21 protein-coding genes are annotated in these 24,171 nt (G+C 62.0%); 14 read left to right on the forward strand and 7 right to left on the reverse strand.

The genetic code is table 11. The features are described from left to right. Positions 1-29 precede the first annotated feature (29 nt). The 3 genes from amn to K3819_RS25385 form a co-directional block, all read right to left on the reverse strand. Complete coding sequence (gene amn, locus K3819_RS25375) at positions 30-1,529, reverse strand: AMP nucleosidase (RefSeq protein WP_178076482.1); 1,500 nt, start codon at positions 1,527-1,529, stop codon at positions 30-32. A 192-nt stretch (positions 1,530-1,721) separates the two neighbouring features. Next, positions 1,722-3,371, reverse strand: a complete 1,650-nt coding sequence (locus K3819_RS25380) for an acyl-CoA dehydrogenase family protein (protein ID WP_221398162.1) — start codon at positions 3,369-3,371, stop codon at positions 1,722-1,724. Positions 3,372-3,466: 95 nt separating this feature from the next. Next, positions 3,467-5,815, reverse strand: a complete 2,349-nt coding sequence (locus K3819_RS25385) for a hybrid sensor histidine kinase/response regulator (RefSeq protein WP_221398163.1) — start codon at positions 5,813-5,815, stop codon at positions 3,467-3,469. Positions 5,816-6,119: 304 nt separating this feature from the next. On the opposite strand from K3819_RS25385, the gene K3819_RS25390 reads away from it, so the two are divergent. The 4 genes from K3819_RS25390 (at position 6,120) to K3819_RS25405 (ending at position 9,640) form a co-directional block, all read left to right on the forward strand. Continuing rightward, entirely contained in the window at positions 6,120-6,917 is a 798-nt protein-coding gene (locus K3819_RS25390) for a hydroxymethylpyrimidine/phosphomethylpyrimidine kinase (RefSeq protein ID WP_039771996.1), read from the forward strand. A 24-nt stretch (positions 6,918-6,941) separates the two neighbouring features. Then, on the forward strand, positions 6,942-7,565 hold the full coding sequence (gene thiE, locus K3819_RS25395) for a thiamine phosphate synthase (protein WP_085612558.1): 624 nt from the start codon (positions 6,942-6,944) through the stop codon (positions 7,563-7,565). 10 nt (positions 7,566-7,575) lie between these two features. Further along, positions 7,576-8,859: a glutamate-1-semialdehyde 2,1-aminomutase gene (gene hemL / locus K3819_RS25400; RefSeq protein WP_064599654.1), complete on the forward strand. Its 1,284-nt coding sequence runs from the start codon at positions 7,576-7,578 to the stop codon at positions 8,857-8,859. Between the two features lie 226 nt (positions 8,860-9,085). Continuing rightward, a complete protein-coding gene (locus tag K3819_RS25405; RefSeq protein WP_085612557.1) occupies positions 9,086-9,640 on the forward strand; it encodes a tetratricopeptide repeat protein in 555 nt (184 codons plus the stop codon). A gap of 55 nt (positions 9,641-9,695) precedes the next feature. Here K3819_RS25405 and K3819_RS25410 read toward each other — a convergent pair whose 3' ends face one another. After that, a complete protein-coding gene (locus tag K3819_RS25410; protein ID WP_027617776.1) occupies positions 9,696-10,025 on the reverse strand; it encodes a DUF1820 family protein in 330 nt (109 codons plus the stop codon). 133 nt (positions 10,026-10,158) lie between these two features. On the opposite strand from K3819_RS25410, the gene miaB reads away from it, so the two are divergent. From miaB to lnt, 5 genes are all read left to right on the forward strand, one after another. Further along, complete coding sequence (gene miaB, locus K3819_RS25415; RefSeq protein ID WP_064382169.1) at positions 10,159-11,487, forward strand: tRNA (N6-isopentenyl adenosine(37)-C2)-methylthiotransferase MiaB; 1,329 nt, start codon at positions 10,159-10,161, stop codon at positions 11,485-11,487. 207 nt (positions 11,488-11,694) lie between these two features. After that, positions 11,695-12,699 (forward strand): PhoH family protein, encoded by a 1,005-nt coding sequence (locus tag K3819_RS25420; RefSeq protein ID WP_085612556.1) that lies wholly within the window; start codon positions 11,695-11,697, stop codon positions 12,697-12,699. Continuing rightward, positions 12,692-13,186, forward strand: a complete 495-nt coding sequence (gene ybeY, locus K3819_RS25425; RefSeq protein ID WP_085612555.1) for an rRNA maturation RNase YbeY — start codon at positions 12,692-12,694, stop codon at positions 13,184-13,186. Before K3819_RS25420 ends, ybeY begins: the two co-directional genes overlap by 8 nt. Positions 13,187-13,191: 5 nt before the next feature. Further along, a complete protein-coding gene (locus K3819_RS25430; protein WP_007909641.1) occupies positions 13,192-14,031 on the forward strand; it encodes an HlyC/CorC family transporter in 840 nt (279 codons plus the stop codon). 14 nt (positions 14,032-14,045) lie between these two features. Next, a complete protein-coding gene (gene lnt / locus K3819_RS25435; RefSeq protein ID WP_039771840.1) occupies positions 14,046-15,569 on the forward strand; it encodes an apolipoprotein N-acyltransferase in 1,524 nt (507 codons plus the stop codon). Between the two features lie 73 nt (positions 15,570-15,642). On the opposite strand, the gene K3819_RS25440 is transcribed toward lnt, so the two are convergent. Then, complete coding sequence (locus K3819_RS25440; RefSeq protein ID WP_221398164.1) at positions 15,643-16,422, reverse strand: YdcF family protein; 780 nt, start codon at positions 16,420-16,422, stop codon at positions 15,643-15,645. Positions 16,423-16,527: 105 nt separating this feature from the next. Further along, complete coding sequence (locus tag K3819_RS25445; RefSeq protein WP_039771843.1) at positions 16,528-16,851, reverse strand: hypothetical protein; 324 nt, start codon at positions 16,849-16,851, stop codon at positions 16,528-16,530. Between the two features lie 254 nt (positions 16,852-17,105). On the opposite strand from K3819_RS25445, the gene leuS reads away from it, so the two are divergent. The 5 genes from leuS (at position 17,106) to K3819_RS25470 (ending at position 23,171) form a co-directional block, all read left to right on the forward strand. Next, the gene (gene leuS / locus K3819_RS25450) at positions 17,106-19,712 is read left to right on the forward strand and encodes a leucine--tRNA ligase (RefSeq protein WP_064599659.1); all 2,607 of its coding nucleotides are present in this window, start codon (positions 17,106-17,108) and stop codon (positions 19,710-19,712) included. 87 nt (positions 19,713-19,799) lie between these two features. Next, positions 19,800-20,405 carry an LPS assembly lipoprotein LptE gene (gene lptE / locus K3819_RS25455; protein WP_064599662.1) on the forward strand — a complete coding sequence of 202 codons (606 nt, stop codon included), beginning with the start codon at positions 19,800-19,802 and terminating at the stop codon, positions 20,403-20,405. 39 nt (positions 20,406-20,444) lie between these two features. After that, positions 20,445-21,482 (forward strand): DNA polymerase III subunit delta, encoded by a 1,038-nt coding sequence (holA, locus tag K3819_RS25460; protein ID WP_039771848.1) that lies wholly within the window; start codon positions 20,445-20,447, stop codon positions 21,480-21,482. Positions 21,483-21,622: 140 nt separating this feature from the next. Then, on the forward strand, positions 21,623-21,787 hold the full coding sequence (gene arfA, locus K3819_RS25465; protein ID WP_007958672.1) for an alternative ribosome rescue factor ArfA: 165 nt from the start codon (positions 21,623-21,625) through the stop codon (positions 21,785-21,787). Between the two features lie 61 nt (positions 21,788-21,848). Beyond that, a complete protein-coding gene (locus K3819_RS25470; RefSeq protein WP_221398165.1) occupies positions 21,849-23,171 on the forward strand; it encodes a lytic murein transglycosylase in 1,323 nt (440 codons plus the stop codon). Positions 23,172-23,220: 49 nt separating this feature from the next. Here the strand turns inward: K3819_RS25470 and K3819_RS25475 are convergent, their stop codons facing one another. Beyond that, entirely contained in the window at positions 23,221-24,171 is a 951-nt protein-coding gene (locus K3819_RS25475; protein WP_221398166.1) for an LD-carboxypeptidase, read from the reverse strand.

Consider the following 24,171-nt stretch of genomic DNA (forward strand, 5'->3'; position numbering starts at 1 on the left):
CCCGACCGCCAAATGACCATGACAAACCGTTAGCGGAACGGCGGTTCGTCGAAGCTGCGCAGTTTGCGCGAGTGCAGCGAGTTGAGCTCGGTGCGCAGCAGATCCACCGCTTCAATGCCGATCTTCAAGTGCTGACTGACCGCACGTTCGTAAAACGCGTTGGCCGAACCCGGCAGCTTGATTTCACTGTGCAGCGGCTTGTCCGAAACGCACAGCAACGTGCCGTACGGCACTCGCAGGCGATAACCCTGGGCGGCGATGGTGCCGCTTTCCATGTCCACCGCCACGGCGCGGGACAGGTTGATCAGCGGTCGCTCCTGGGCCCAACGCAGTTCCCAGTTACGGTCGTCGTAGGTCAGCACGGTGCCGGTGCGCAGGCGTTTCTTCAGTTCTTCGCCTTTTTCGCCGGTGATGTTGGCCGCCGCTTGTTGCAGCGCCAGTTGCACTTCGGCCAGGGCCGGAATCGGAATGTTCGGCGGCACCACCCGGTCGAGAATCCCGTCGCGACGCATGTAAGCGTGAGCCAGCACGTAGTCGCCGATGGTCTGCGACTGACGCAGGCCGCCGCAGTGACCGATCATCAGCCAGCAATGCGGACGCAGCACGGCCAGGTGGTCGGTGATGTTCTTGGCATTGGACGGGCCGACGCCGATGTTGACCAAGGTCACGCCGTGGCCATCGCTGGCGATCAGGTGATAGGCCGGCATCTGGTAGCGGTGCCAGACCACACCGGCGGCAATTGCCGAGGCTTCGCCGTGATCCATGCCTTTTTCGATGATCACGTTGCCCGGCAGCACCATGCGCACGAAGCGCGGGTCGCGGCGCAGTTGTTCCAGGCCATGGACGATGAACTGGTCGACATAACGGTGATAGTTGGTCAGCAGAATCCACGGCTGCACATGGCGCCAGTCACTGCCGGTGTAGTGCACCAGACGACGAAGCGAGAAGTCGACGCGCGCCGCATCGAACAGCGCCAGCGGCAGCGGATCGGTGTTTTCCCAGTCGTAGAGGCCATCGGCGATGCCATCGGTGGCGGCGGACAGGTCGGTACTCGGGAACACTCGCGCCAGCACGGCAGCCGTGACGCCGGAGCCGGCCAGTTCATCGCCCTGCTCGACCACGTACGGGTACGGAATGTTCTGCCCGCTGACCCCGACTTCGACGGTCACGGTGAAGTCGTGCATCAGCGGCGTGAGCTGCTCGAGCAGGTATTTGCGAAACGCCTTCGGATGGGTAACGGTCACGCTGTAGGTGCCCGGCAGCTGCACCTTGGCGTAGGCGCGGGTGGTCTGCGGGACTTCACCCTGGCAGTGGTAGGTCAGACGCAGTTCGGGATAACGGAACAGGGCACGTTGCTCGGCGTCGGGCTCGACGCGGTCCTTGAGGTAACGCTTGAGCGCCGAGTTCAGCGCCGTGGTGGCCTGCTCATGCAGCTCGGCCAGACGATCCACGGCCTGTTCGGCGGTTTGAACGACAATAAACGCTTCGGTCACGATCAGCTTCCTGTGTTCTGACTTGCAGGGCTTCATCTTGCCTGCATCGTGGCGTCACGGAAACAGTGGCGTTGTGGGTTCACCCTAATCTTTCAAACAATGAAGATACCTGTGGGAGCGGGCTTGCCCGCGATGAGGCCATCACATTCAACATCGATGTTGACTGACAGGCCGTCATCGCTGGCAAGCCAGCTCCCACAGGGTATTGCAGTGTGTGGGAGATTTGCTTCAGAAACCTTGCGGTGTCGAGCGAGCGACGATGGCCTCGACATCCAGCCCACGCGGCAACGCGCCGTAGACCCGGCCGCCACCGCTCAGGCGACTGGCGATAAAAGCATCGCTGACCGCCGAATTCCCGGCCTCCAGCAGCAGCTTAGCTTGCAGTCCCAAAGCGATGTCTTCGGTCAATTGCCGAGCGCGGTACTGAATGTCACTGGTGTCCTTGAACTGCGCCTGCAATTGCTGAATGTGCGCGGCCAGACGCTTTTCTCCATGGCCGTCGCCCAACTCGCTGAACAGCACATCGAGCACGCCCGGCTCTTTCGACAAGGCGCGCAGCACGTCGAGGCATTGCACATTGCCGGAGCCTTCCCACGTCGAGTTCACCGGTGCCTCGCGGTACAGACGCGGCAGAATGCTGTCTTCGACATACCCGGCGCCGCCCATACACTCGGCGGCTTCGTTGATCATCCCCGGCGCACGTTTGCAGATCCAGTATTTGCCCACCGCTGTCACCAGCCGGGCGAACTGCGCTTCATGGCCGTCGTCCAGATGATCCAGCGCCTTGCCCATGCGCAGGCTCAGAGCCAGCGCGGCTTCGCTTTCCAGCGCCAGATCGGCCAGCACGTTCTGCATCAGCGGTTGTTCGCTGAGCAGTTTGCCGCCGACCTTGCGATGGGCGCAGTGATGGCTGGCCTGGGTCAGCGCCTGACGCATCAGCGAACTGGAGCCGACCATGCAGTCGAAACGGGTCATGGCCACCATCTCGATGATGGTCGGCACGCCGCGTCCTTCCTCGCCGACCATCCACGCCAGCGCGCCACGGAACTCCACTTCGCTGGAGGCGTTGGACTGGTTGCCGAGTTTGTTTTTCAGGCGCTGGATGTAGAACTGGTTGCGCGTGTCGTCCGGACGATGGCGCGGCAGCAGGAAACAGCTCAGGCCCTTGTCGGTCTGCGCCAGCGTCAGGAACGCATCACACATCGGCGCCGAACAGAACCACTTGTGCCCCACCAGTTCATAAGCCTGGCCCGGGCCACTGGCGCCGACCGGATAAGCCTTGGTGGTGTTGGCGCGCACGTCGGTGCCACCCTGCTTCTCGGTCATCGCCATGCCGATGGTTACGCCAGCCTTGTGGGCCATGCCGACATTGCGCGGGTCGTATTCGGTGGCAAGGACTTTCGGCAGCCATTGCTCAGCCAGATTCGGCTGTAAACGCAGCGCGGGGACACTGGCGAAGGTCATGGTCAGCGGGCAACCGCTGCCGGCTTCTGCCTGGCTGTGCAAATAGGTCATGGAGGCACGGGCAACATGAGCGCCGTCCTGTGGATGAGCCCAGGGCAACGACGTCAAGCCATGTTCGATGGCGGTGCGCATCAGCTCGTGATACGCCGGATGAAACTCCACCAGGTCGATGCGATGACCGTAGCGGTCATGGCTGGCGAACACCGGTTTGTTTTGATTGGCGAGGAACCCGGCCTCCATCAACGGGCCGCCGGCCAAGGCGCCGTAAGCGTCGATCCGCGACTCGGCCCAGCCGGCGCCGAACCGCCGCGACCACTCCTGCAATGGCAGGTCAATGCGGTACAGGTTGGTGCCGTCCAGCGACGGTGGCTGGTTGGTGACTTCGTGGGTTTCGGCGAACTGATGCAGGTTCATGACGGGGCTCCTTGATCGGCCAGAACCTCAGTTAAGCACCGCCCCGAAACCGATCAAAGTGTCATATCGGCCTTAATACCGACGCTTTCACCCTGTCAGCAACTCAACACCCGCCGCTGCATCGCCACCTGCAGATCCTCGAATTTCACCGGTTTGCTCAGGTAGTCGATCGAGCCACCCGACGCACAATGCTCGCGATCCGCCCCCAGCGCGATCATGAACACCGGCAGATGAGCGCATCCCGGCAGGTCACGAATCTGGCAACACAGCGATGCCCCGTCGAGCGGCGGCAACTGGCAGTCGATCAGCACCGCATCGAAGCGCTCGCGCTGCAAACAGTCGAGCGCCGCCGCGCCGTGGTCGGCAGTGCGCACCCGAAATCCGAGCTTGAGCAACATGCCGCGCATCACCAACTGGTTGACGCTGTTGTCGTCCACCAGCAGCACGGTGCAATCCTGCGGCGCGCGCACGGTGTCGCGGCTGAACGCGGGCACGGCTTCCACTTCCGGCAACTCAAACTCGACATCCAGTTGAAAGCGGCTGCCACTCCCCGGTTCGGAACGGTGCGTGAGCTTGCCACCGAGCAATTCCACCAGTTGACGGCAGATCGCCAGGCCGACGCCCAGCCCGCCATATTCGCGGGTCATCGAGCCGTCGAGCTGGAAGAACCGCTGATACATCGTCGCCTCGCCCAGATCGGTAAAACCGATGCCGGTGTCGATCACCGCGAAGGACAGCGCCAGGCGATTGTCCGTCGACGGTTTGCCGGTGACCCGCAAGGCGAGGCCGCCGACGCGGGTGAACTTGATCGCGTTGTCCAGCAGGCATTCCAGGCATTGCGCGAGTTTGGCGCTGTCGCCGTGCAGGCGATCCGGCAGGGTCGGCAGCACGTCGACCTTGAAGTCCAGCGACTTGCTCGAAGCATTGCCATCGAACTGCATCCGCAACGCCTCGACCACCCCGCGCAGGCTGAAACTGCCCGGCGTGGCCTTGAGCTTGCCGGCCTGCAATTCGGTCAGGGTCAGGATGCCGTTGACCATGCGCATCATGTCTCGCGCCGAACCGGCGGCGGTCTGCTGGTATTGCTCCAGTTCCGGATCGAGTTCGACGGTCTGCATCAGCTCCAGCGAACCGATCACCCCGTTCATCGGCGTGCGTAGTTCGTGGGTCAGGGTCGCGAGGAATTCGTCCTTGAGCTTGTTGCTGTGGGCCAATTGCTGGTTCAGCACTTCAAGTTTCTGGCCGGCGTCGAACAGGGTCTGCGCCTGTTGTTCGCGCATGGCGTTGATGCGGTCAGCCAGCGCCAGGGACAGCAGCGCCACTTCAATGGCCGAACCGATCTGGCTGGCGTACATGGTCAGGAACACATTCGGCAGCAGGCCCAGCACCATCATGGTGTTGACGATGCCGCCGATCAGGAACGCCGACCAGGCAATGATGAAATAGCGCGCCACCCGCAGGCCGCGCCACCAGGCCAGGATCCCGGCGGCGAAAATCACCACGGTAAAGGTCAGGGCCAGGGTCGTCGCCAGGCGCAGGGCCAGGCCATAACTGGTCATCAACGACAGGCCGATCACCACGGCGCCGAACGCTATCAGGGCAATCAGCAGGCGATCGAGCCAGCGGCTGTGGTTCCTGGTCTGCAGGAAGCTGCGGGCGAACTGGCTGCCGAACAGCCCCGCACAACCGATGAAGAACGGCGTGGCGGCGTTGGCCCACCACGGGTTATCCGGCCAGAAATACTCGACCGCCGCGCCGTTGACCGAGAGCTGATAAAGGCCGAACGAAGCGATATAGAAGATGTAATAGAGGTAACTGGTGTCGCGCACGCTGAGGTAAATGAACAGGTTGTAGACCAGCATCCCCAACAGCACGCCATATATGATCCCCAGCACGTACAGGCGCACCGGCTGGTCTTCGAGGTACGCGGTGCTCGACCACAACGTTACCGGCGCCTGGATCGAGCCTTCGCTGGACAACCGCAGGTAAACGGTTCGTTGCTGATCCGGCTTGAACGCCAGGTCGAACAGGTAATTGTTCTGGCGGATCTCGCGACTGGCGAACGGCAAGGCGTCCCCGGTCTGCCGCACCAGACGGTAGTCGCCGGCGGCATCGGGCAGATACAGGTCGAGATGATCGAGCGGCGGATACGCCAGTTCCAGCAGCCAGCTGCGCTGCGCCGACGGGTTGGTCGGGCGGTAATGCAGGTCGATCTTCAGCCAGAACGCCGAGCGCGAATAACCGGCATTGAGCGTGGCTTTGTCATGGGGTTTGAAGTTTCCGGCGGCGGCTTGCGCGCGGACGTCGGCAATGCTCGCCTCACCGCTCGGGTCTTCGAACACTTGCAGGGATCGACCCAGCGGGAGGCTCTGGGTGAACTCGTCGAACTCGACGGCGCTTGCCAGGAGGGGCAAGCAGAACAGCAACATCAACAAATAGCGCATTGAAGCCCCAGCGTGGCTTGGCCGGTTGTGTCAGGAAGCCCCCCATTCCCTTTGAGATGACGTAAAACCGGTATTACCTGTTATTGGTTTGGATCCACTCTAGCATAGCCGTTGATGGCCATTGAGCACCATGGAAATTTTTCCCACAAAGGCTCTAGAACGGGCGTTCCAGAGCAAAACACCGGACTAGAGCTGTTGGCTCGGTCAGATTGTGGCAAGCGCTGTGGATCTCGCTACCCGGGTTATCGGCCGCGCACTGCGCCACAACACCCGGAAAACAGGTTTGGTGGTAAGCTCGCGCACCATGAATATCTACAGCTCACGCCCCGTTGTCCTCTGTCTCTCCGGCCACGACCCCAGTGGTGGCGCCGGCCTGCAGGCAGATATCGAAGCCCTGCTCGCTCAGGGTTGCCATGCGGCTCCGGCCGTCACCGCCCTGACCGTGCAAGACACCGTCAACGTCACTGACTTTCGCGTCCTCGACCGTGAGTGGGTACTGGCCCAGGCCAATGCCGTGCTCAACGACTCCGAAGTCGCGGCGGTGAAACTGGGCATGCTCGGTTCCCTGGAAATGGTCGACACCGTCGTCGAACTGCTCCAGGCGCACCCGCACTTGCCAGTGGTCTGCGACCCGGTGCTGCGTGCCGGCGGCGGCGGACGCCTGGGCAAGGACGAAGTCGGCTACGCCATGCGCGAACGCCTGCTGCCGCTGTCGATCATCGCCACCCCCAACCTTCCCGAAGCCCGGATCCTTGCCGAACTGCCGGAAGGCACCGCGGACGAGTGCGCTGAAAAACTCCTGCCGTTCATCAAGAACCTGCTGATCACCGGCGGTCACGGCGACGAAACCGAAATCCACAACCGCCTGTACAGCCGCGACGGTCTGCGCGAAACCTTCAAGTGCCAGCGCCTGCCCGGCAGCTATCACGGTTCCGGCTGCACCCTGGCCAGCACCCTCGCCGGCCGCCTGGCACTGGGCGAAAACCTCGCCAGCGCGGTGCGTACTGCGCTGGATTACACTTGGCGCACCCTGCGCGATGCCGAACAGCTGGGCAAAGGCCAGTTCGTGCCGCGTCGTCTGCCGCTGGATTTCTGTTCCTGATGTTCCGAGCCTGAGGTCTGCGCGATGAAACTACGTGGCCTGTATGCCATCACCGACAGCCAGTTGCTGGCCGGCAAGTTTCTGTCCTACGTGGAGGCGGCGCTGGAAGGCGGCGTCACCCTGCTGCAATACCGCGACAAGAGCAGCGACGAGGCCCGCCGTCTGCGTGAGGCCGAAGCCCTGCGCGATCTGTGCGAGCGCTACAAGACGCAACTGATCATCAACGATGACGCCGAACTGGCCGCGCGCCTGAACGTCGGCGTGCACCTGGGCCAGACCGACGGCCCGCTGTCGCCGACCCGCGCCCTGCTCGGCTCCAAGGCGATCATCGGTTCGACCTGCCACGCGCAGCTGGAACTGGCCGAACAGGCCGCCAGGGAAGGCGCGAGTTACGTCGCCTTCGGTCGGTTCTTCAATTCCAACACCAAACCCGGTGCACCGAGTTGCAGCCTCGATCTGCTCGACGAAGCCAAGCGCACCCTGCACCTGCCGATCTGCGCGATCGGCGGCATCACCCTCGACAACGCTGCGCCATTGGTGGCCCACGGTGTCGATCTGCTGGCCGTGGTCCATGGCCTGTTCGGCGCCGACAGCAGCGCCGAAGTGACCCGCCGCGCCCGCGCCTTCAATGAATTATTAAAAGTCTGAGAGCCCGATCATGTCTCGTTCCGAAACCCTGTTTGCCAACGCCCAGAAACACATTCCCGGTGGCGTGAACTCGCCGGTGCGCGCGTTCAAGAGCGTTGGCGGCACGCCGCTGTTCTTCAAGCACGCCGAAGGCGCCTACGTCACTGACGAAGACGACAAGCGTTATGTGGATTACGTCGGCTCCTGGGGCCCGATGATCCTCGGCCACAGCCACCCGGACGTGCTGGACGCAGTGCGTAACCAGTTGCAGCACGGCCTGTCCTACGGCGCGCCGACCGCGATGGAAACCGAGATGGCCGACCTGGTCTGCTCGCTGGTGCCGTCGATGGAGATGGTGCGCATGGTCAGCTCCGGCACCGAAGCGACCATGAGCGCGATCCGTCTGGCCCGTGGTTTCACCGGCCGCGACAGCATCATCAAGTTCGAAGGCTGCTACCACGGTCACTCCGACAGCCTGCTGGTCAAGGCCGGCTCCGGCGCACTGACCCAAGGCGTACCAAGCTCGGCCGGCGTACCGGCAGCGTTCGCCAAACACACCCTGACCCTGCCGTTCAACGACATCGACGCGGTTGAAAAAATGCTCGCCGAAGTCGGCCAGGACGTCGCGTGCATCATCGTCGAGCCAGTGGCCGGCAACATGAACTGCGTACCACCGGCGCCGGGTTTCCTGGAAGGCCTGCGCAGCCTGTGCGACAAGCACGGCGTGGTGCTGATTTTCGACGAAGTGATGACCGGTTTCCGCGTCGCCCTCGGCGGTGCCCAGGCCTACTACGGCGTGACCCCGGACCTGACCACCTTCGGCAAGATCATCGGCGGCGGCATGCCGGTCGGCTGCTTCGGCGGCAAGCGCTCGATCATGGAGCGCATCGCGCCGCTGGGTCCGGTCTATCAGGCGGGTACCTTGTCGGGTAACCCGCTGGCGATGGCCGCCGGCCTGACCACCCTGCGCCTGATCAGCCGTCCGGGTTTCCACGCCGAGCTGACCGACTACACCACGCGCCTGCTCGACGGCCTGCAACAGCGCGCCGATGCCGCCGGCATTCCGTTCGTGACCACCCAGGCGGGCGGCATGTTCGGTCTGTACTTCAGCGGTGCCGACGACATTGTTACGTTTGAAGACGTAATGGCCAGCGATGCAGCGCTGTTCGGCCGCTTCTTCCACCTGATGCTGGAAGGTGGCGTGTACCTGGCACCGAGCGCCTTCGAAGCCGGTTTCACCTCGATCGCCCACGGCGAAGCCGAACTGAAACTGACCCTCGACGCTGCCGAACGCGCCTTCGCCAAGTTGAAGTAAAACGCCCCGCCGCTGACGTTGGCCATTGCCAGCGTCAGCGTTCTCCTACATCTGCACGCCTTTTCCGACATGCCTGCCAAAAATCTCCCATAAAGTGGGCGATATATTTCCCGCGCAGCAGAAAATCGAGTAAAGACTTTGTAAGGATGGCCCTGCTTATTTCATAATGCGCGCTTATTGGATCCCTCGACGGGTCCGCGCGCCCTTCAGAGGTAAGTCGATTCCCATGAACCGCACCGGCCGCACCCTTGCCTTGGGCTGCCTGTTGCTCCTTCAGCCGCTGCTCGCACATGCACAAGCAGGCGGCAACTCGTTGTTGATCCCGGCGATGGGTCGCTGCACCCTCAATACTCAGCCGCAAGACGTCACGCAGGCCCTCGCCGCCTGCCAGAAAGCGGCGGACGAGGGGGATGCGCAAGCGCAATACGAGTTGGGTGAGTTCTACTACGACGGCAAGAATACGCCGCGCGACCTCAATCAAGCCCTGAGCTATTTCGAAAAGGCCTCGCTGCAGGGTCACGCCCAGGCGCAGTTCAAGCTCGGCACCATGTTCTTCCACGGGGAAGGCGTGCAGGCCAACAACATTCAGGCCTACATCGTGCTGAAGATGGCGGCGGTCAACGGCGCCGAAGACGCGCTCGACACCGCCGACGAAGTTTCTGAAAAGATGTCCCGCGAGGATCTGGAAACCGCCACCCAGGTGCTCGGGCAAATTTTCCGTAAATACCTGATGGAACTGCAAAGCGCCGACGGGCGTACGCCGTTCTCGCCCCTTCCCTGATTTCTCTATAGATTTTTCTGGCTTGCTCGCGAATGAGGCGACTCGGTCTTACGGTTTACTTCTCAGGCATCGGCATCGGAAACGGCATCACGTTACCAACGCCGCCACGGGCTTCGCTGATCTTCGGCGTTCCCAGACGCTCGACCTCGTCGATGCGCACGATCGAGTGCATCGGCACAAAGCTGCGCACCACACCTTCGAACTGCGCCTTGAGCTTTTCTTCGCTCGGGTCGACGACGACTTGCGTGCGCTCGCCAAAGACGAACTCTTCCACTTCCAGGAAGCCCCACAGATCACTTTGATAGATCTGTTTGGCGTACATTTCGAACACCTGGCCCTGGTTGAGGAAAATCACCTTGTAGATTGGAGCTTCGCGTTTGGTCATGGCGGGCAGACAGCATCGGGGTAAAAAATGAGGGCGCGAACTATAGCATAGCCACCGGACGCACAGCGGTAGGAACCTGGGGACATGTTCCCTATAATGCGCGGTTCTTTGAACCACGTGACGACCCTATTCCATGGCCAAGAAGCTTTACATCGAAACCCACGGTTGCCAGATGAACGAGTACGACAGCTCGCGCATGGTCGATCTGCTGGGCGAACACCAGGCCCTGGAAGTCACGGCGCGCGCCGAAGATGCCGACGTGATCCTGCTCAACACCTGCTCGATCCGCGAACGCGCCCAGGACCGGGTGTACTCCCAGCTCGGCCGCTGGCGCGAACTGAAACTGGCGAACCCGGACATGGTGATCGCCGTCGGCGGTTGCGTGGCCAGCCAGGAAGGCGCGGCGATCCGTGATCGCGCGCCGTATGTCGACGTGGTGTTCGGCCCGCAGACCCTGCACCGCCTGCCGGAAATGATCGACGCCGCGCGCATCAGCAAGCTGCCGCAAGTCGACGTCTCGTTCCCGGAAATCGAAAAATTCGACCACCTGCCCGAGCCGCGCATCGACGGCCCCAGCGCCTACGTGTCGGTGATGGAAGGCTGCAGCAAGTACTGCACGTTCTGCGTGGTGCCTTACACCCGCGGCGAAGAAGTCAGCCGCCCGTTCGACGACGTGATCGCCGAGATCATCCACCTGGCCGAAAACGGTGTGCGTGAAGTGACCCTGCTGGGGCAGAACGTCAACGGTTATCGCGGGTTGACCCACGACGGTCGCCTGGCGGATCTGGCGGAACTGATCCGCGTGGTCGCGGCGGTCGACGGCATCGACCGCATCCGCTACACCACCTCGCACCCGCTGGAGTTCTCCGACAGCCTGATCCAGGCCCATGCCGAAGTGCCGGAACTGGTGAAGCACCTGCACTTGCCGGTGCAGTCGGGTTCGGACCGGATCCTGGCCGCGATGAAGCGCAACCACACGGCACTGGAGTACAAATCCAAGCTGCGCAAACTGCGCGCCGCCGTACCGGGCATCTGCATCAGTTCGGACTTCATCGTCGGCTTCCCGGGGGAAACCGAGAAAGACTTCGAACAGACCATGAAGCTGATTGCCGACGTCGGTTTCGACTTTTCCTACTCGTTCGTCTACAGCCAGCGCCCGGGCACCCCGGCCGCCGATCTGGCCGACGACACCCCGGAAGAACTGAAGAAAGAACGCCTGAACGCCTTGCAGCACCGTTTGAATCAGCAAGGGTTCGAGATCAGCCGACAAATGGTCGGTTCGATCCAGCGGATTCTGGTGACCGATTATTCGAAGAAAGACCCGGGCGAGCTGCAAGGGCGAACCGAGAATAACCGTATCGTCAACTTCCGCTGCGACAATCCGACCCTGATCGGCCAGTTCGCCGACGTGCACATCGACGCGGCGCAACCGCACTCGCTGCGCGGCTCGCTGATCCAGTAACACCGCATATTTCCCTTGTGGGAGCGGGCTTGCTCGCGAAGACGTCGTATCAGCCACTATTGACTGTGCTGACACACCGCTTTCGCGAGCAAGCCCGCTCCCACAGGAACTGTGATTGATCTTGCGCTATTTAAGAGCTTTCGCACCCACGCCACTGGCGTTATCCTTCAATTCATCCCAATTGCCCCAGGGCGGCTAAATACGACCTTGAACGCACCCATCGAACCACATCGTTTTATCCTCGAGCCCTTTGAGGCTCGCCGCTTCGCCAATCTGTGCGGGCAGTTCGACGAGCACCTGCGCCTGATCGAACAGCGCCTGGCCATCGAGATCCGCAACCGCGGCAATCAGTTCGAGCTGATCGGCGAACCCAAGCACACCACTTCCGCGGAAAACCTGATTCGCCGCCTGTACCGGGAAACCAAGGGTTCAGAGCTGTCGCCGGATACGGTTCACCTGTTCCTCCAGGAATCGGCCGTCGAGCAACTGGACAACCACGCCCCCGCCGAAGCCTCCGTCGCCCTGCGCACCAAGAAAGGCATGATTCGCCCACGCGGCTTGAATCAGCTGCGCTACGTGAAGGAAATCCTCGGCAACGACATCAACTTCGGCATCGGCCCCGCCGGTACCGGCAAGACCTATCTGGCCGTGGCCTGCGCCGTCGATGCCCTGGAGCGCGAGCAGATCCGGCGCATCCTGCTGGTGCGTCCGGCGGTCGAAGCGGGTGAAAAACTCGGCTTCCTGCCCGGCGACCTGTCGCAGAAGATCGACCCGTACCTGCGCCCGCTCTACGACGCGCTGTACGAGATGCTCGGCTTCGAATACGTGGCCAAGCTGATCGAGCGTCAGGTGATCGAAGTTGCGCCGCTGGCCTACATGCGCGGTCGCACGCTGAACAACAGCTTCATCATTCTCGATGAAAGCCAGAACACCACCGTCGAGCAGATGAAGATGTTCCTGACCCGGATCGGTTTCGGCTCCACAGCTGTGATCACCGGCGACATCACCCAGGTCGACCTGCCGCGTGGCACCAAATCCGGACTTCATCACGTCATCGAAGTCCTGAAAGATGTGCCGGGCATCAGCTTCACCCATTTCCAGCCCAAAGACGTGGTGCGCCACCCGTTGGTGCAACGCATCGTCGAAGCCTACGAGCGCTTCGAGACGCGTATCGCTGAAGAAGCGCCAAAGGACACTCGCCACGATGCTTGAGCTTGACCTGCAAATCGCGACCGAAGCGTCTGCGCCGACCGAAGCCGAATTCCGCCAATGGTGCGAACTGGCCTTGCGTCAGCGCACCGCCGACTCGGAAATGACCATTCGTCTGGTCGACGAGGAAGAAGGCCGCGAACTGAACCACACCTGGCGGCACAAGGATTACGCGACCAACGTCCTGTCCTTTCCCGCCGAAGTGCCCGACGAGTTTCTCGACATTCCATTGCTGGGCGATCTGGTGATCTGCGTGGCCGTGGTCGAGCGCGAAGCTGCCGTACAGGGCAAGGAACTAAAGGCCCACTGGGCACATCTGGTCATTCACGGCTGCTTGCATCTGCTTGGTTACGACCATATAGATGACGAGGAAGCCGAGGAAATGGAAGCACTGGAACGCGAGTTGCTTGCCGAATTGGGTTATCCCGATCCGTACGCGGACGACGAAACCGAAACATCCCCTACTGTTACAACAAAGGATTCAGAGTAATCGCTATGAGCGAAGATCGATCGAGCAACGGGCAAAAGTCATGGCTGGGTAAACTGACCCAGGCTTTTGCCCACGAGCCGAAGAACCGCCAGGAGCTGCTTGAGCTGCTGCGCGATGCACATCAGAACAAACTGCTGGACAGCGAAGCGTTGGCCATCGTCGAAGGCGCCATCCAGGTGGCTGACCTGCAGGTTCGCGACATCATGGTGCCGCGCTCGCAGATGATCAGCATCAAGGCGACCCAGACACCCCGCGAATTCCTCCCCGCCGTGGTCGACTCGGCCCACTCGCGCTACCCGGTCATCGGCGAAAGCCATGACGACGTGATGGGCGTGCTGCTGGCCAAGGATCTGCTGCCGCTGATCCTCAAGGAGAACGGCGACAGCTTCAACATCAAGGACCTGCTGCGCCCGGCCACCTTCGTGCCGGAGTCCAAGCGCCTGAACGTGTTGCTGCGCGAATTCCGCGCCAACCACAACCACATGGCCATCGTGATCGACGAATACGGTGGTGTGGCCGGTCTGGTGACCATCGAAGACGTGCTCGAGCAGATCGTCGGCGACATCGAAGACGAACACGACGTCGAAGAAGACAGCTACATCAAGCCGCTGCCCAGCGGTGATTTCCTGATCAAGGCCCTGACGCCGATCGAAAACTTCAACGAATTCTTCGACAGCGAATTCTCCGACGACGAGTTCGACACCGTCGGCGGGCTGGTGATGAGCGCGTTCGGGCACTTGCCAAAACGCAACGAAATCACTGAAATCGGCGCCTATCGCTTCCGCATCCTGAACGCCGACAGCCGTCGGATTCACTTGCTGCGACTCACGCCAATCGCCCGGTAAATTTAAGGACTGAAATGCGCTGGACAACCCGCCCCGGCTGGCCCGGTAACCTGCTGGCCGTGGCGGCCGGTGCAATCACCACCTTCGCTCTGGCACCGTTCGATCTCTGGCCGCTGGCCCTGCTGGCGGTCGGCCTGTTCTACGCCGGCCTGCGCGAGCTGAGCCCACGTCAGGCACTGGGTCGTGGCTGGTGCTTCGGTTTCGGCCTGTTCGGCGCCGGCACCAGTTGGATCTATTACAGCATCCACCACTTCGGCGGAGCTTCGGTGCTGCTGGCCGGTTTCCTGATGCTGATCTTCACGGCGGCCATTGCCTGGTTCTTCGCCCTGCCCGCCTGGCTCTGGGCGCGCTGGTTGCGGCGTAACGAAGCGCCGGTGGCCGACGCCCTTGCATTTGCGGCGCTATGGGTAGGCCAGGAAGCTTTCCGCGGCTGGTTCCTCACCGGTTTTCCGTGGCTGTATTCCGGTTACAGCCAGCTCGATGGCCCGTTGGCCGGACTCGCGCCGGTGGGCGGCATGTGGCTGGTGTCGTTCGTCCTCGCACTGACCGCTGCACTGATCTACAACGCACCGCGCCTGCTGCAAACCCGCCGCAAAGCGTTCATCGCTGCTGGGCTGGTATTGCTGATAGGACCATGGGCAGCGGGCATTGCACTCAAGGGTCATGCCTGGACCAGCCCGGCCGGCGCGCCGCTGACCGTTGCTGCGATTCAGGGCAACGTCGCACAAAGCATGAAATGGGACCCGGCCGAGCTCAATGCGCAACTGGCGCTGTACCGCGACCTTAGCTTCCGCTCCAAACCGGTCGACCTGTTGATCTGGCCTGAAACCGCTGTCCCGGTGCTCAAGGAGTCCGCCGAGGGCTACCTGACCATGATGGGCAACTTCGCCGCCGAGCGTAAATCGGCGCTGATCACCGGCGTGCCGATCCGCGAAATGGTCCGTCACGAAAAACGCTTCTTCAACGGCATCACCGTAGTCGGCGAAGGCGACGGCACTTATCTGAAGCAGAAACTGGTGCCGTTCGGCGAATACGTACCGTTGCAGGACATCCTGCGCGGGCTGATCGCGTTCTTCGACCTGCCGATGTCCGACTTCGCCCGCGGCCCTGCCGATCAGGCGCTGTTGCAAGCGAAGGGCTACCAGATCGCGCCGTTCATCTGCTACGAAGTGGTGTATCCGGAATTCGCCGCAGGCCTGGCGGCACGCAGCGATCTGCTGCTGACGATCAGCAACGACACCTGGTTCGGTACGTCAATCGGCCCGCTGCAACACCTGCAAATGGCGCAGATGCGCGCGCTTGAAGCAGGACGCTGGATGATTCGCGCGACCAACAACGGCGTGACCGGGCTGATCAACCCGTTCGGCCAGATCACCGAGCGAATTCCGCAGTTCGAGCAGGGCGTGCTCTACGGCGAAGTGGTGCCGATGCACAACCTGACGCCGTATCTGCAATGGCGCTCGTGGCCGCTGATCATCCTGTGTGTGGTGCTGTTCGGCTGGGCGCTGATGACCAACCGGATGTCCAAGACGCTCTGAGAAATCGCTCGCTCCCACAGTTGACCACTGTGGGAGCGAGCTTGCTCGCGAAGGCGCCATCAACGACAACGCATCAATCGGTGCTGCCATTCCCTCGGTAGAACAGCGAATAGCCGATCTGCCCCACCGCCTCGTTCATCAACTGCCCGCTCTGCCAGATCGACTTGAACTCCGGCAGCCAGCCGCCGAACGGTCGCGCATTGTCCGTGCCGAGGAAACCGACCGGCGCCGGCACGACCTCGAACCCGGCCTGTTGATAACTCCACACCGCTCGCGGCATATGCCAGGCCTGGGTGACCAGCACGATGCGTTTGACGCCTTCCGGCAACAGCATTTTGGCGCTGAATTCGGCGTTCTCCCACGTAGTGCGGCTCTCTCCCTCCTGCCAGCGCACGGTCACGCCGAAGTCATCGCGCAATGAATCCGCCATCAGTTTCGCTTCAGTCGGCGGCGTACCGTAATGCAGGCCACCGCTGGTCAGAATCGGCAGCCCCGACGCCTTGGCCAGTCGCGCCGCATAACGTTGGCGCTCGAGCCCGACACCGGTCGGTTGATCTTCACCCCAGGCCAGATCGCCGCGCTCGCGGCCGGAACCCAGCACCACAATCGCATCGGCGCGCTGCGCCAGATTTGTCCATGCTTCCCGGGCCAGCGGCGGCTCGCGTTCCAGAGCCTTGGCGCCCCACTGCACGACCACCGGCAGACTCATCAGCAAGAAGCCACCAAAACCCAGGGCGAAACACAGCCCGGCCAGTCGCGGCCGCGAACGTCGCAACCACCAGGCGACGAGTAGCAGCAACAAGAGAAGGCCTGGCGGCAATAGAAGTTGTTTAATGAAATAACGAAAAGGCATCGAGCATCTCCAGAGATGCCCGAAGCCTAAGTGGGTTGATACAGCACGACAACCAGTAGGGTCGGATCCCGTTGAAAAAGATCCGCTTTTTGACCTGCCATGCGTTTACTTGGCCTGCAGAGTCCGCACTTTGACGGCGTCTCTGCCGGGTGCCTTGTCCTTGAGCCAGATGACCTTGGCCGAATGGGCAGCATCGAGCTGTTTCACTGCTTGTGACAGGTATCCGTGGGTTTCACGCTCACTGCGATCCAGATAGGCCTTGACCAGTTTGAACTCGGCGGGACTCAAGCCACGCAATTCCAGCTCCAGGGGGCGCTCGTCGCGCAGCCTTCCAGCGGTTTTTGCCGCGTCCAGGGCCATCCCCAGACGATCGATCAACCGCTCGTACAACTCGGGTTTGGTAACGTTTTTTTGCTGTGACTCCACCATCCCTCACCTCATTGAAGATAAGACTCACTCCCCAGTTAGAGCTTAGCTTCGCTGCACAAACCGGCTGCGTGCCGCGACCAACGGCCCTCGCCGCGATTTCGGCCGGTCAAACGGCTGCAATCAGGGTTTCCCTAGGCCAAGCGCGGTCATGTATGCTACGGCGCTTCCTGTAACTCCACTTCCAGCTCGTCCGACATGCCCGGGACGTCGCATTGAAGAGGATTAGGCCACCCCTATCCAGTACAAAAGTAGCCATGCACGAACAATATCAGCCCCGTGAAATCGAAGCCGCCGCCCAATCGTTCTGGGACGAGCAAAAGTCCTTTGAAGTCAGTGAACAGCCAGGCAAGGAAACCTACTACTGCCTGTCGATGTTCCCTTACCCCAGCGGCAAGCTACACATGGGGCACGTGCGCAACTACACCATCGGCGACGTGATCTCCCGCTACCAGCGCATGCTCGGCAAGAACGTTCTGCAACCGATGGGTTGGGACGCCTTCGGCATGCCGGCGGAAAACGCCGCCATGAAGAACAACGTGGCCCCGGCCAAGTGGACCTACGAAAACATCGCCTACATGAAATCCCAGCTGCGCAGCCTGGGCCTGGCGGTCGACTGGTCGCGGGAAGTCACCACCTGCAAGCCGGATTACTACCGCTGGGAACAATGGCTGTTCACTCGCCTGTTCGAAAAAGGCGTGATCTACCGCAAGAATGGCACCGTGAACTGGGACCCGATCGACCAGACCGTTCTGGCCAACGAACAGGTGATCGACGGTCGCGGCTGGCGTTCCGGCGCGCTGATCGAAAAGCGCGAAATCCCGATGTACTACTTCAAGATCACCGCCTACGCGGATGAGCTGCTGGAGAGCCTCGACGAACTGACCGGCTGGCCTGAGCAGGTCAAGACCATGCAGCGCAACTGGATCGGCAAGTCGCGCGGGATGGAAGTGCAGTTCCCGTACAACGTCGACTCGATCGGCGAAACCGGCACCCTGAAAGTCTTCACCACCCGTCCGGACACCCTGATGGGCGCAACTTATGTTGCCGTGGCCGCCGAGCACCACCTGGCCGCTCTCGCCGCGAAGAACAACCCTGAGCTGCAAGCGTTCATCGCCGAATGCAAGGGCGGCAGCGTCGCCGAAGCCGACGTCGCCACTCAAGAGAAGAAAGGCCTGCCGACCGGCCTGTTCGTCGAGCACCCGCTGACCGGCGAAAAACTGCCGGTGTGGGTCGCCAACTATGTACTGATGCACTACGGCGACGGCGCGGTCATGGCTGTGCCGGCGCACGACGAGCGCGATTTCGAATTCGCCCACAAGTACAACCTGCCGGTCAAATCCGTGGTGCGCACCAGCTCCGGTGAAACCAACCCGGCGCCATGGCAAGACGCCTACGGCGAGCACGGCACGCTGATCAACTCCGGCGAATTCGACGGTCTGGACTTCGCTGGCGCGTTCGACGCCATGGAAGTCGCCCTGATCAAGAAAAACCTCGGCGCCTCGCGCACCCAGTTCCGCCTGCGCGACTGGGGCATCAGCCGTCAGCGCTACTGGGGCTGCCCGATCCCGATCATCCACTGCGATGCCTGCGGCGACGTGCCGGTGCCGGAAGATCAACTGCCGGTCGTCCTGCCGGAAGACGTGGTGCCGGACGGCGCCGGCTCGCCGCTGGCACGCATGCCCGAGTTCTACGAGTGCACCTGCCCGAAATGCGGTCAGCCTGCCAAGCGTGAAACCGACACCATGGACACCTTCGTCGAGTCGTCCTGGTACTACGCCCGTTACGCCTCGCCGCACTTCGAAGGCGGTCTGGTGGAAAAATCCGCGGCCGACCACTGGCTGCCGGTGGATCAGTACATCGGCGGCATTGAACACGCCATTCTTCACCTGCTGTACGCGCGTTTCTTCCACAAGCTGATGCGCGACGAAGGCCTGGTGAGCTCCAACGAGCCGTTCAAGAACCTGCTGACTCAAGGCATGGTGATTGCCGAGACTTACTATCGCCGCGAAGCCAACGGCGCCTACACCTGGTTCAACCCGGCGGACGTCGATCTCGAACGCGACGGCAAGGGCAACGTCACCAGCGCCAGACTGAAAACCGACGGTCTGCCGGTGGAAATCGGCGGCACCGAGAAAATGGCCAAGTCGAAGAACAACGGCGTCGACCCTCAATCGATGATCGACCAGTTCGGCGCGGACACCTGCCGCCTGTTCATGATGTTCGCCTCGCCGCCCGACATGAGCGCCGCGTGGTCCGACTCCGGCGTTGAAGGTTCGCACCGCTTCCTCAAGCGCGTCTGGCGTCTGGCTCAGGCCCACGTCACTCAGGGCCTGCCGGGCAAACTGGACATCGCCGGCCTGAACGACGAGCAGAAAGCCGTTCGTCGCGCGATCCACCAGGCGATCAAGCAGGCCAGCCATGACGTCGGCCAGAATCACAAATTCAACACCGCCATCGCTCAGGTGATGACGCTGATGAACGTGCTGGAAAAAGCAGCACAATCCACCGAACAGGATCGCGCGCTGGTTCAGGAAGGTCTGGAAGCCGTTACGCTGTTGCTGGCTCCGATCACCCCGCACATTTGCCACGAACTGTGGAATCAACTGGGCCACGCCGACCCTGTGATCGACGCCGGCTGGCCAGTGGTGGATGAAAGCGCACTCGTTCAGGACAGCCTGACGCTGGTGATCCAGGTCAACGGCAAGCTGCGTGGCCAGATCGAAATGCCGGCCGCCGCCACCCGTGAAGAAGTCGAAGCGGCAGCCCGTGCCAACGAGAACGTACTGCGTTTCGTTGACGGCCTGACGATTCGCAAAGTGATCGTAGTGCCCGGGAAACTGGTCAATATCGTCGCCAGCTAATTGGATCGGGCGTCAGGTGTGCCTGACGCCCAGTAAAACCTTTCGGGCCACAGAGTCGGCCCACATGGTTTCAAGGGGAGCAACACAATGATCAAACGCAATCTGCTGGTGATGGGCCTCGCCGTCCTGTTGAGCGCCTGCGGTTTCCAGCTGCGTGGTACCGGCACCAACGAACTTTCGATCAAGGAGCTCGATCTGAGCGCCCGCAACGCCTACGGCGAAACCGTGACGCAACTGCGTCAGGTGCTGGAGGCCAGCGGCGTCAAGGTCGTTTCCGGTGCGCCGTACAAGCTTTACCTGTCCGATGAGCAGGAAAGCCAGCGCATCCTCAGCTACGCGGGCGCCGGTCGTACTGGCGAATATCAGGTGAGCACCGTGCTGACCTACGATATCCGCGGCGAAAAGGACCTGTTGCTCAAGAGCGACAAGCTTGAAGTGCAGAAAGTGTTCATCCACGACGGCAACAACCTGGTGGGTTCCGACCAGGAAGCCAACGATGCCCGACGTGAAACACAACGCGAGCTGGTACAGCGCATGATGCTGCGTCTGCAACAGCTGACACCGGCACAGCTTGACGCTCTGCAGCAAACCGCCAACGCACGGGCCAAGGCAGAAGCCGACGCCCTCGAAGCGGCACAGAAGGCTGAAGCGGAAACCCCGCGCCAGTCGCCGCTCGAACTGCCGCAGCAGTAAGACGTTCGGGGCGCTCAGGCGCCCCGTTCGCCCTCTCTTATGAAGCTCGCTCCCGCCCAACTCGGCAAACACCTGCAAGGCGCTCTTGCGCCGGTCTACATCATCAGCGGCGATGACCCGCTGCTGTGTCAGGAAGCCGCCGACGCCATCCGCTCCGCTGCCCGCCAGCAAGGATTCGATGAACGCCAGGTGTTTGCCGCCGACGCCAATTTCGATTGGGGGACATTGCTCCAGGCCGGCGCCAGCATGTCGCTGTTCGCCGAAAAACGCCTGCTGGAACTGCGCCTGCCTTCGGGCAAGCCCGGTGACAAGGGCGCCGCCGCGCTGATCGAATATTGCTCGCGCCCGGCTGAAGACACGGTGCTGCTGATCAGCCTGCCGAAGCTGGACGGTAGCGCGCAGAAAACCAAGTGGGGCAAGGCGCTGGTCGAAGGTCAGCAGACCCAGTTCGTGCAGATCTGGCCGGTGGACGCCAACCAGCTGCCGAGCTGGATTCGTCAGCGCCTGTCCCAGGCCGGCTTGTCGGCCAGCCAGGACGCGGTCGAGCTGATTGCCGCGCGGGTCGAAGGCAACCTGCTGGCCGCTGCGCAAGAGATCGAAAAGCTTAAGCTGATGGCCGAGGGCGGACAGATCACCATCGAAACCGTACAGGCGGCCGTGGCCGACAGTGCGCGTTTCGACGTGTTCGGCCTGACCGATGCAGTGCTCAACGGCGAACCGGCCCACGCCCTGCGCATGCTCGAAGGGCTGCGCGGTGAAGGGGTCGAGCCGCCGGTGATCCTCTGGGCCCTGGCTCGGGAGTTACGGCTGCTGGCCAACATCTCGTTGCAATACAGCCAGGGCACGCCGCTGGACAAGTGCTTCAGTCAGGCCAAGCCGCCGGTCTGGGACAAGCGCAAACCGCTGATGAGCAAGGCCCTGCAACGCTACTCGGCGCAACGCTGGGCGCAGTTGTTGCTGGAAGCCCAGCGCATCGATGCACAAATCAAGGGCCAGGCGGCCGGCTCGCCGTGGATGAGCCTGAGCCGGTTGGCGCTGCTGATGGCCGGTCAGCGTCTGACATTACCTGCCGAATGAAATCCGGGATCGCGCGCGGCGGTCCCGTTGTTTACCGAGTCCATTTCCTACAGAACATCCCGCCGTCGGTCCTATAGACAGACGCTCTAGATCGGCAGATTATCTGCCGCGCAAAACCTCACTCAATCGAGAGAATCATCATGAGCAAAAAGCCATCGAAACATGGCCACAACAAGGCCAAATCCATCGTCGCCCAACCCCTGTTCCGCAGCCGTCAGGAACGACCAACCAAGGGTAAAGGCAGCTACCGCCGCGAAGCCTTCCAGTCTGACAGCTGGGAGGCTTCTTACTTTCTGGCCGCTTGAAGCGCAGCACCCCTTCCTCATGTTAAGGTCTGCACCTGATTCGTATTCCCTGGACCCGTGCATGCCCCTCAGTCTTTCCCGTCGTTGGCCCTTGCGCCAACTGATCGCTGCCTCCAGCTTCGTATTGCTCGTCGCCTGCGCGGAAAAACCCACCGCCGCTGACGCTCAACCGCTTCAGACCGTCCCCGTTGCCACAGCCCCAGCGGTTATCCCGCCGGTAGTGCCGTCCGGTGATAACCTCGACCTGCAACCGACCCAGACCTTTGCCGAATGGCAGGCAGGTTTCCGCAAGGAAGCCCTGGCCGCCGGCATTCGTGCCGACCTGTTCGACCGTGCCTTCGCCAATGTCAGCTTCGATGCCAGCGTGATTCGCGCCGACCGCAGCCAGCCGGAATTCGCCCGGCCGGTCTGGGAATACCTGGATGGCGCACTGTCGCCGTTGCGCGTGCGCAAAGGCCAGGCACTGATCAGCCAGTACGCCGACATTCTGCAGAGCATCGAACAGCGTTACGGCGTTGACCGTCAGGCGTTGGTCTCGGTGTGGGGCATGGAAAGCAACTTCGGCCAGTTCCAGGGCAGCAAGTCGGTGATCAACTCGCTCGCCACCCTCGCCTACGAAGGCCGCCGCCCGGGTTTTGCTCATGCACAGCTGATCGCCGCCCTGCAGATCCTGCAGCAGGGTGATATTACGCCGGAGAAGATGCTTGGCTCGTGGGCCGGCGCCATGGGGCAGACCCAGTTCATTCCGACCACCTACAACACCCATGCTGTGGACTTTGACGGCGATGGTCGCCGCGACATCTGGGGCAGCCCGGCTGACGCATTAGCCTCCACCGCGCATTACCTGCAAAGCTCGGGCTGGCAGCGTGGCCAGCCGTGGGGCTTCGAAGTGCAACTGCCAAGCGGTTTCAACTACACCTTGGCCGACGGCGCTATTCGAAAAAGCGTCGCCGAATGGCGGCAATTGGGCGTAACCCTGCCGAACGGCGGCCAGGTGCCGGCCGGCTCCGAGCAACTGTCTGCTGCTCTGCTGCTGCCGGCTGGCTACCGTGGCCCGGCGTTCCTGATCCTCGATAACTTCCGGGCGATCCTCAAGTACAACAATTCGTCGTCCTACGCACTGGCCGTCAGCCTGTTGTCCGAGCGCTTCAACGGCGCCGGCCTGATCAATGGCACCTGGCCAAAAGACGACCTGCCGTTGAGCCGCACCGAGCGGATCGAACTGCAAAACCTGCTGACCGCGCGCAACTACGACGCAGGCACCGCCGACGGGATCATCGGTGCCAATACGCGCAAGGCGATTCGCGCTGCGCAGCAGTCATTTGGCTGGCCGGCGGATGGTTATCCGACGCACAAGCTGCTGGAAAGCCTGCGTAACCAGTAAAAAGCATCGCGGGCTTGCCCGCGATGACTGACTATCAGGCGATCAGTCTCTACGCCTTGATCACCACATCCTGTTCCAGCATCAACTCCTTCTTGCCCGCATCCAGTCGAACCAACGCCCCCAGCGGCAACGTCAGGTTCGGATCGCAGTGCCCGCTGCGCCAGCCGGACAGCACCGGAATCCGCAGGGGTTCAAAGGTCTGTTTGAGCAAGCGGTTCAAGGCCTCGACATCCACGCCCGCCACGTCCCCGACCAGCACCCCACGCAATCGGGCCAATTTGCCCGCCAGACGCATCTGGGTCAGCAAGCGGTCGATCCGGTACAGCGGCTCGTTGATGTCCTCGATGAGCAGAATCACCCCTTCGACATCGATTTCGTAAGGCGTGCCAAGAGTCGAGGCGATCATTGCCAGATTACCGCCCTGCAAACGCCCGTGGGCAATGCCGGGCTCCACGGTGGTCAACGGATAAGCCGCCGGATGACTCAGTACACTGCCGGCCTTCAACTGACCGCGCAGCATGGCGAAGAACGACGTTACCGTCGGCGGCTCCTTGTCACCCAGCAGATCGGCATTCAACAGCGGCCCGTGAAAGGTCACGAACCCGGCGTAGCGACTGATGGCCAGATGCAGTGCGGTGATGTCGCTGTAACCGACGAAGGGCTTGGCATGGCGGCTCAGCAGGTCGTAATCGATCCGATCCAGCAACCGTGGCGTGCCGTAACCACCGCGCAGGCAAATGATCGCATCGACCTCTTCGTCAGCGAACGCCGCGTGCAGATCGTTGAGCCGCACCTCGTCGCTGCCGGCCAGATAACCGTCCTTTTCATAGACGCCCGGGAACACCCGTAAACCGTAACCCCGGGCGCGCATCCACTGAACGGCCTTTTCGGTATCCAGCGTGCCGGGGCCGGCGGGCGCAATGACGCCGATCAGCCCTTCCGACGGCAGTGCGGGCACAGGCTTGTGCGGAAAAAGGGTGTGGGTCGGTCGAACGGTCAT

Source organism: Pseudomonas sp. 3-2 (assembly GCF_019710535.1).
GTDB lineage: Bacteria > Pseudomonadota > Gammaproteobacteria > Pseudomonadales > Pseudomonadaceae > Aquipseudomonas > Aquipseudomonas pharyngis.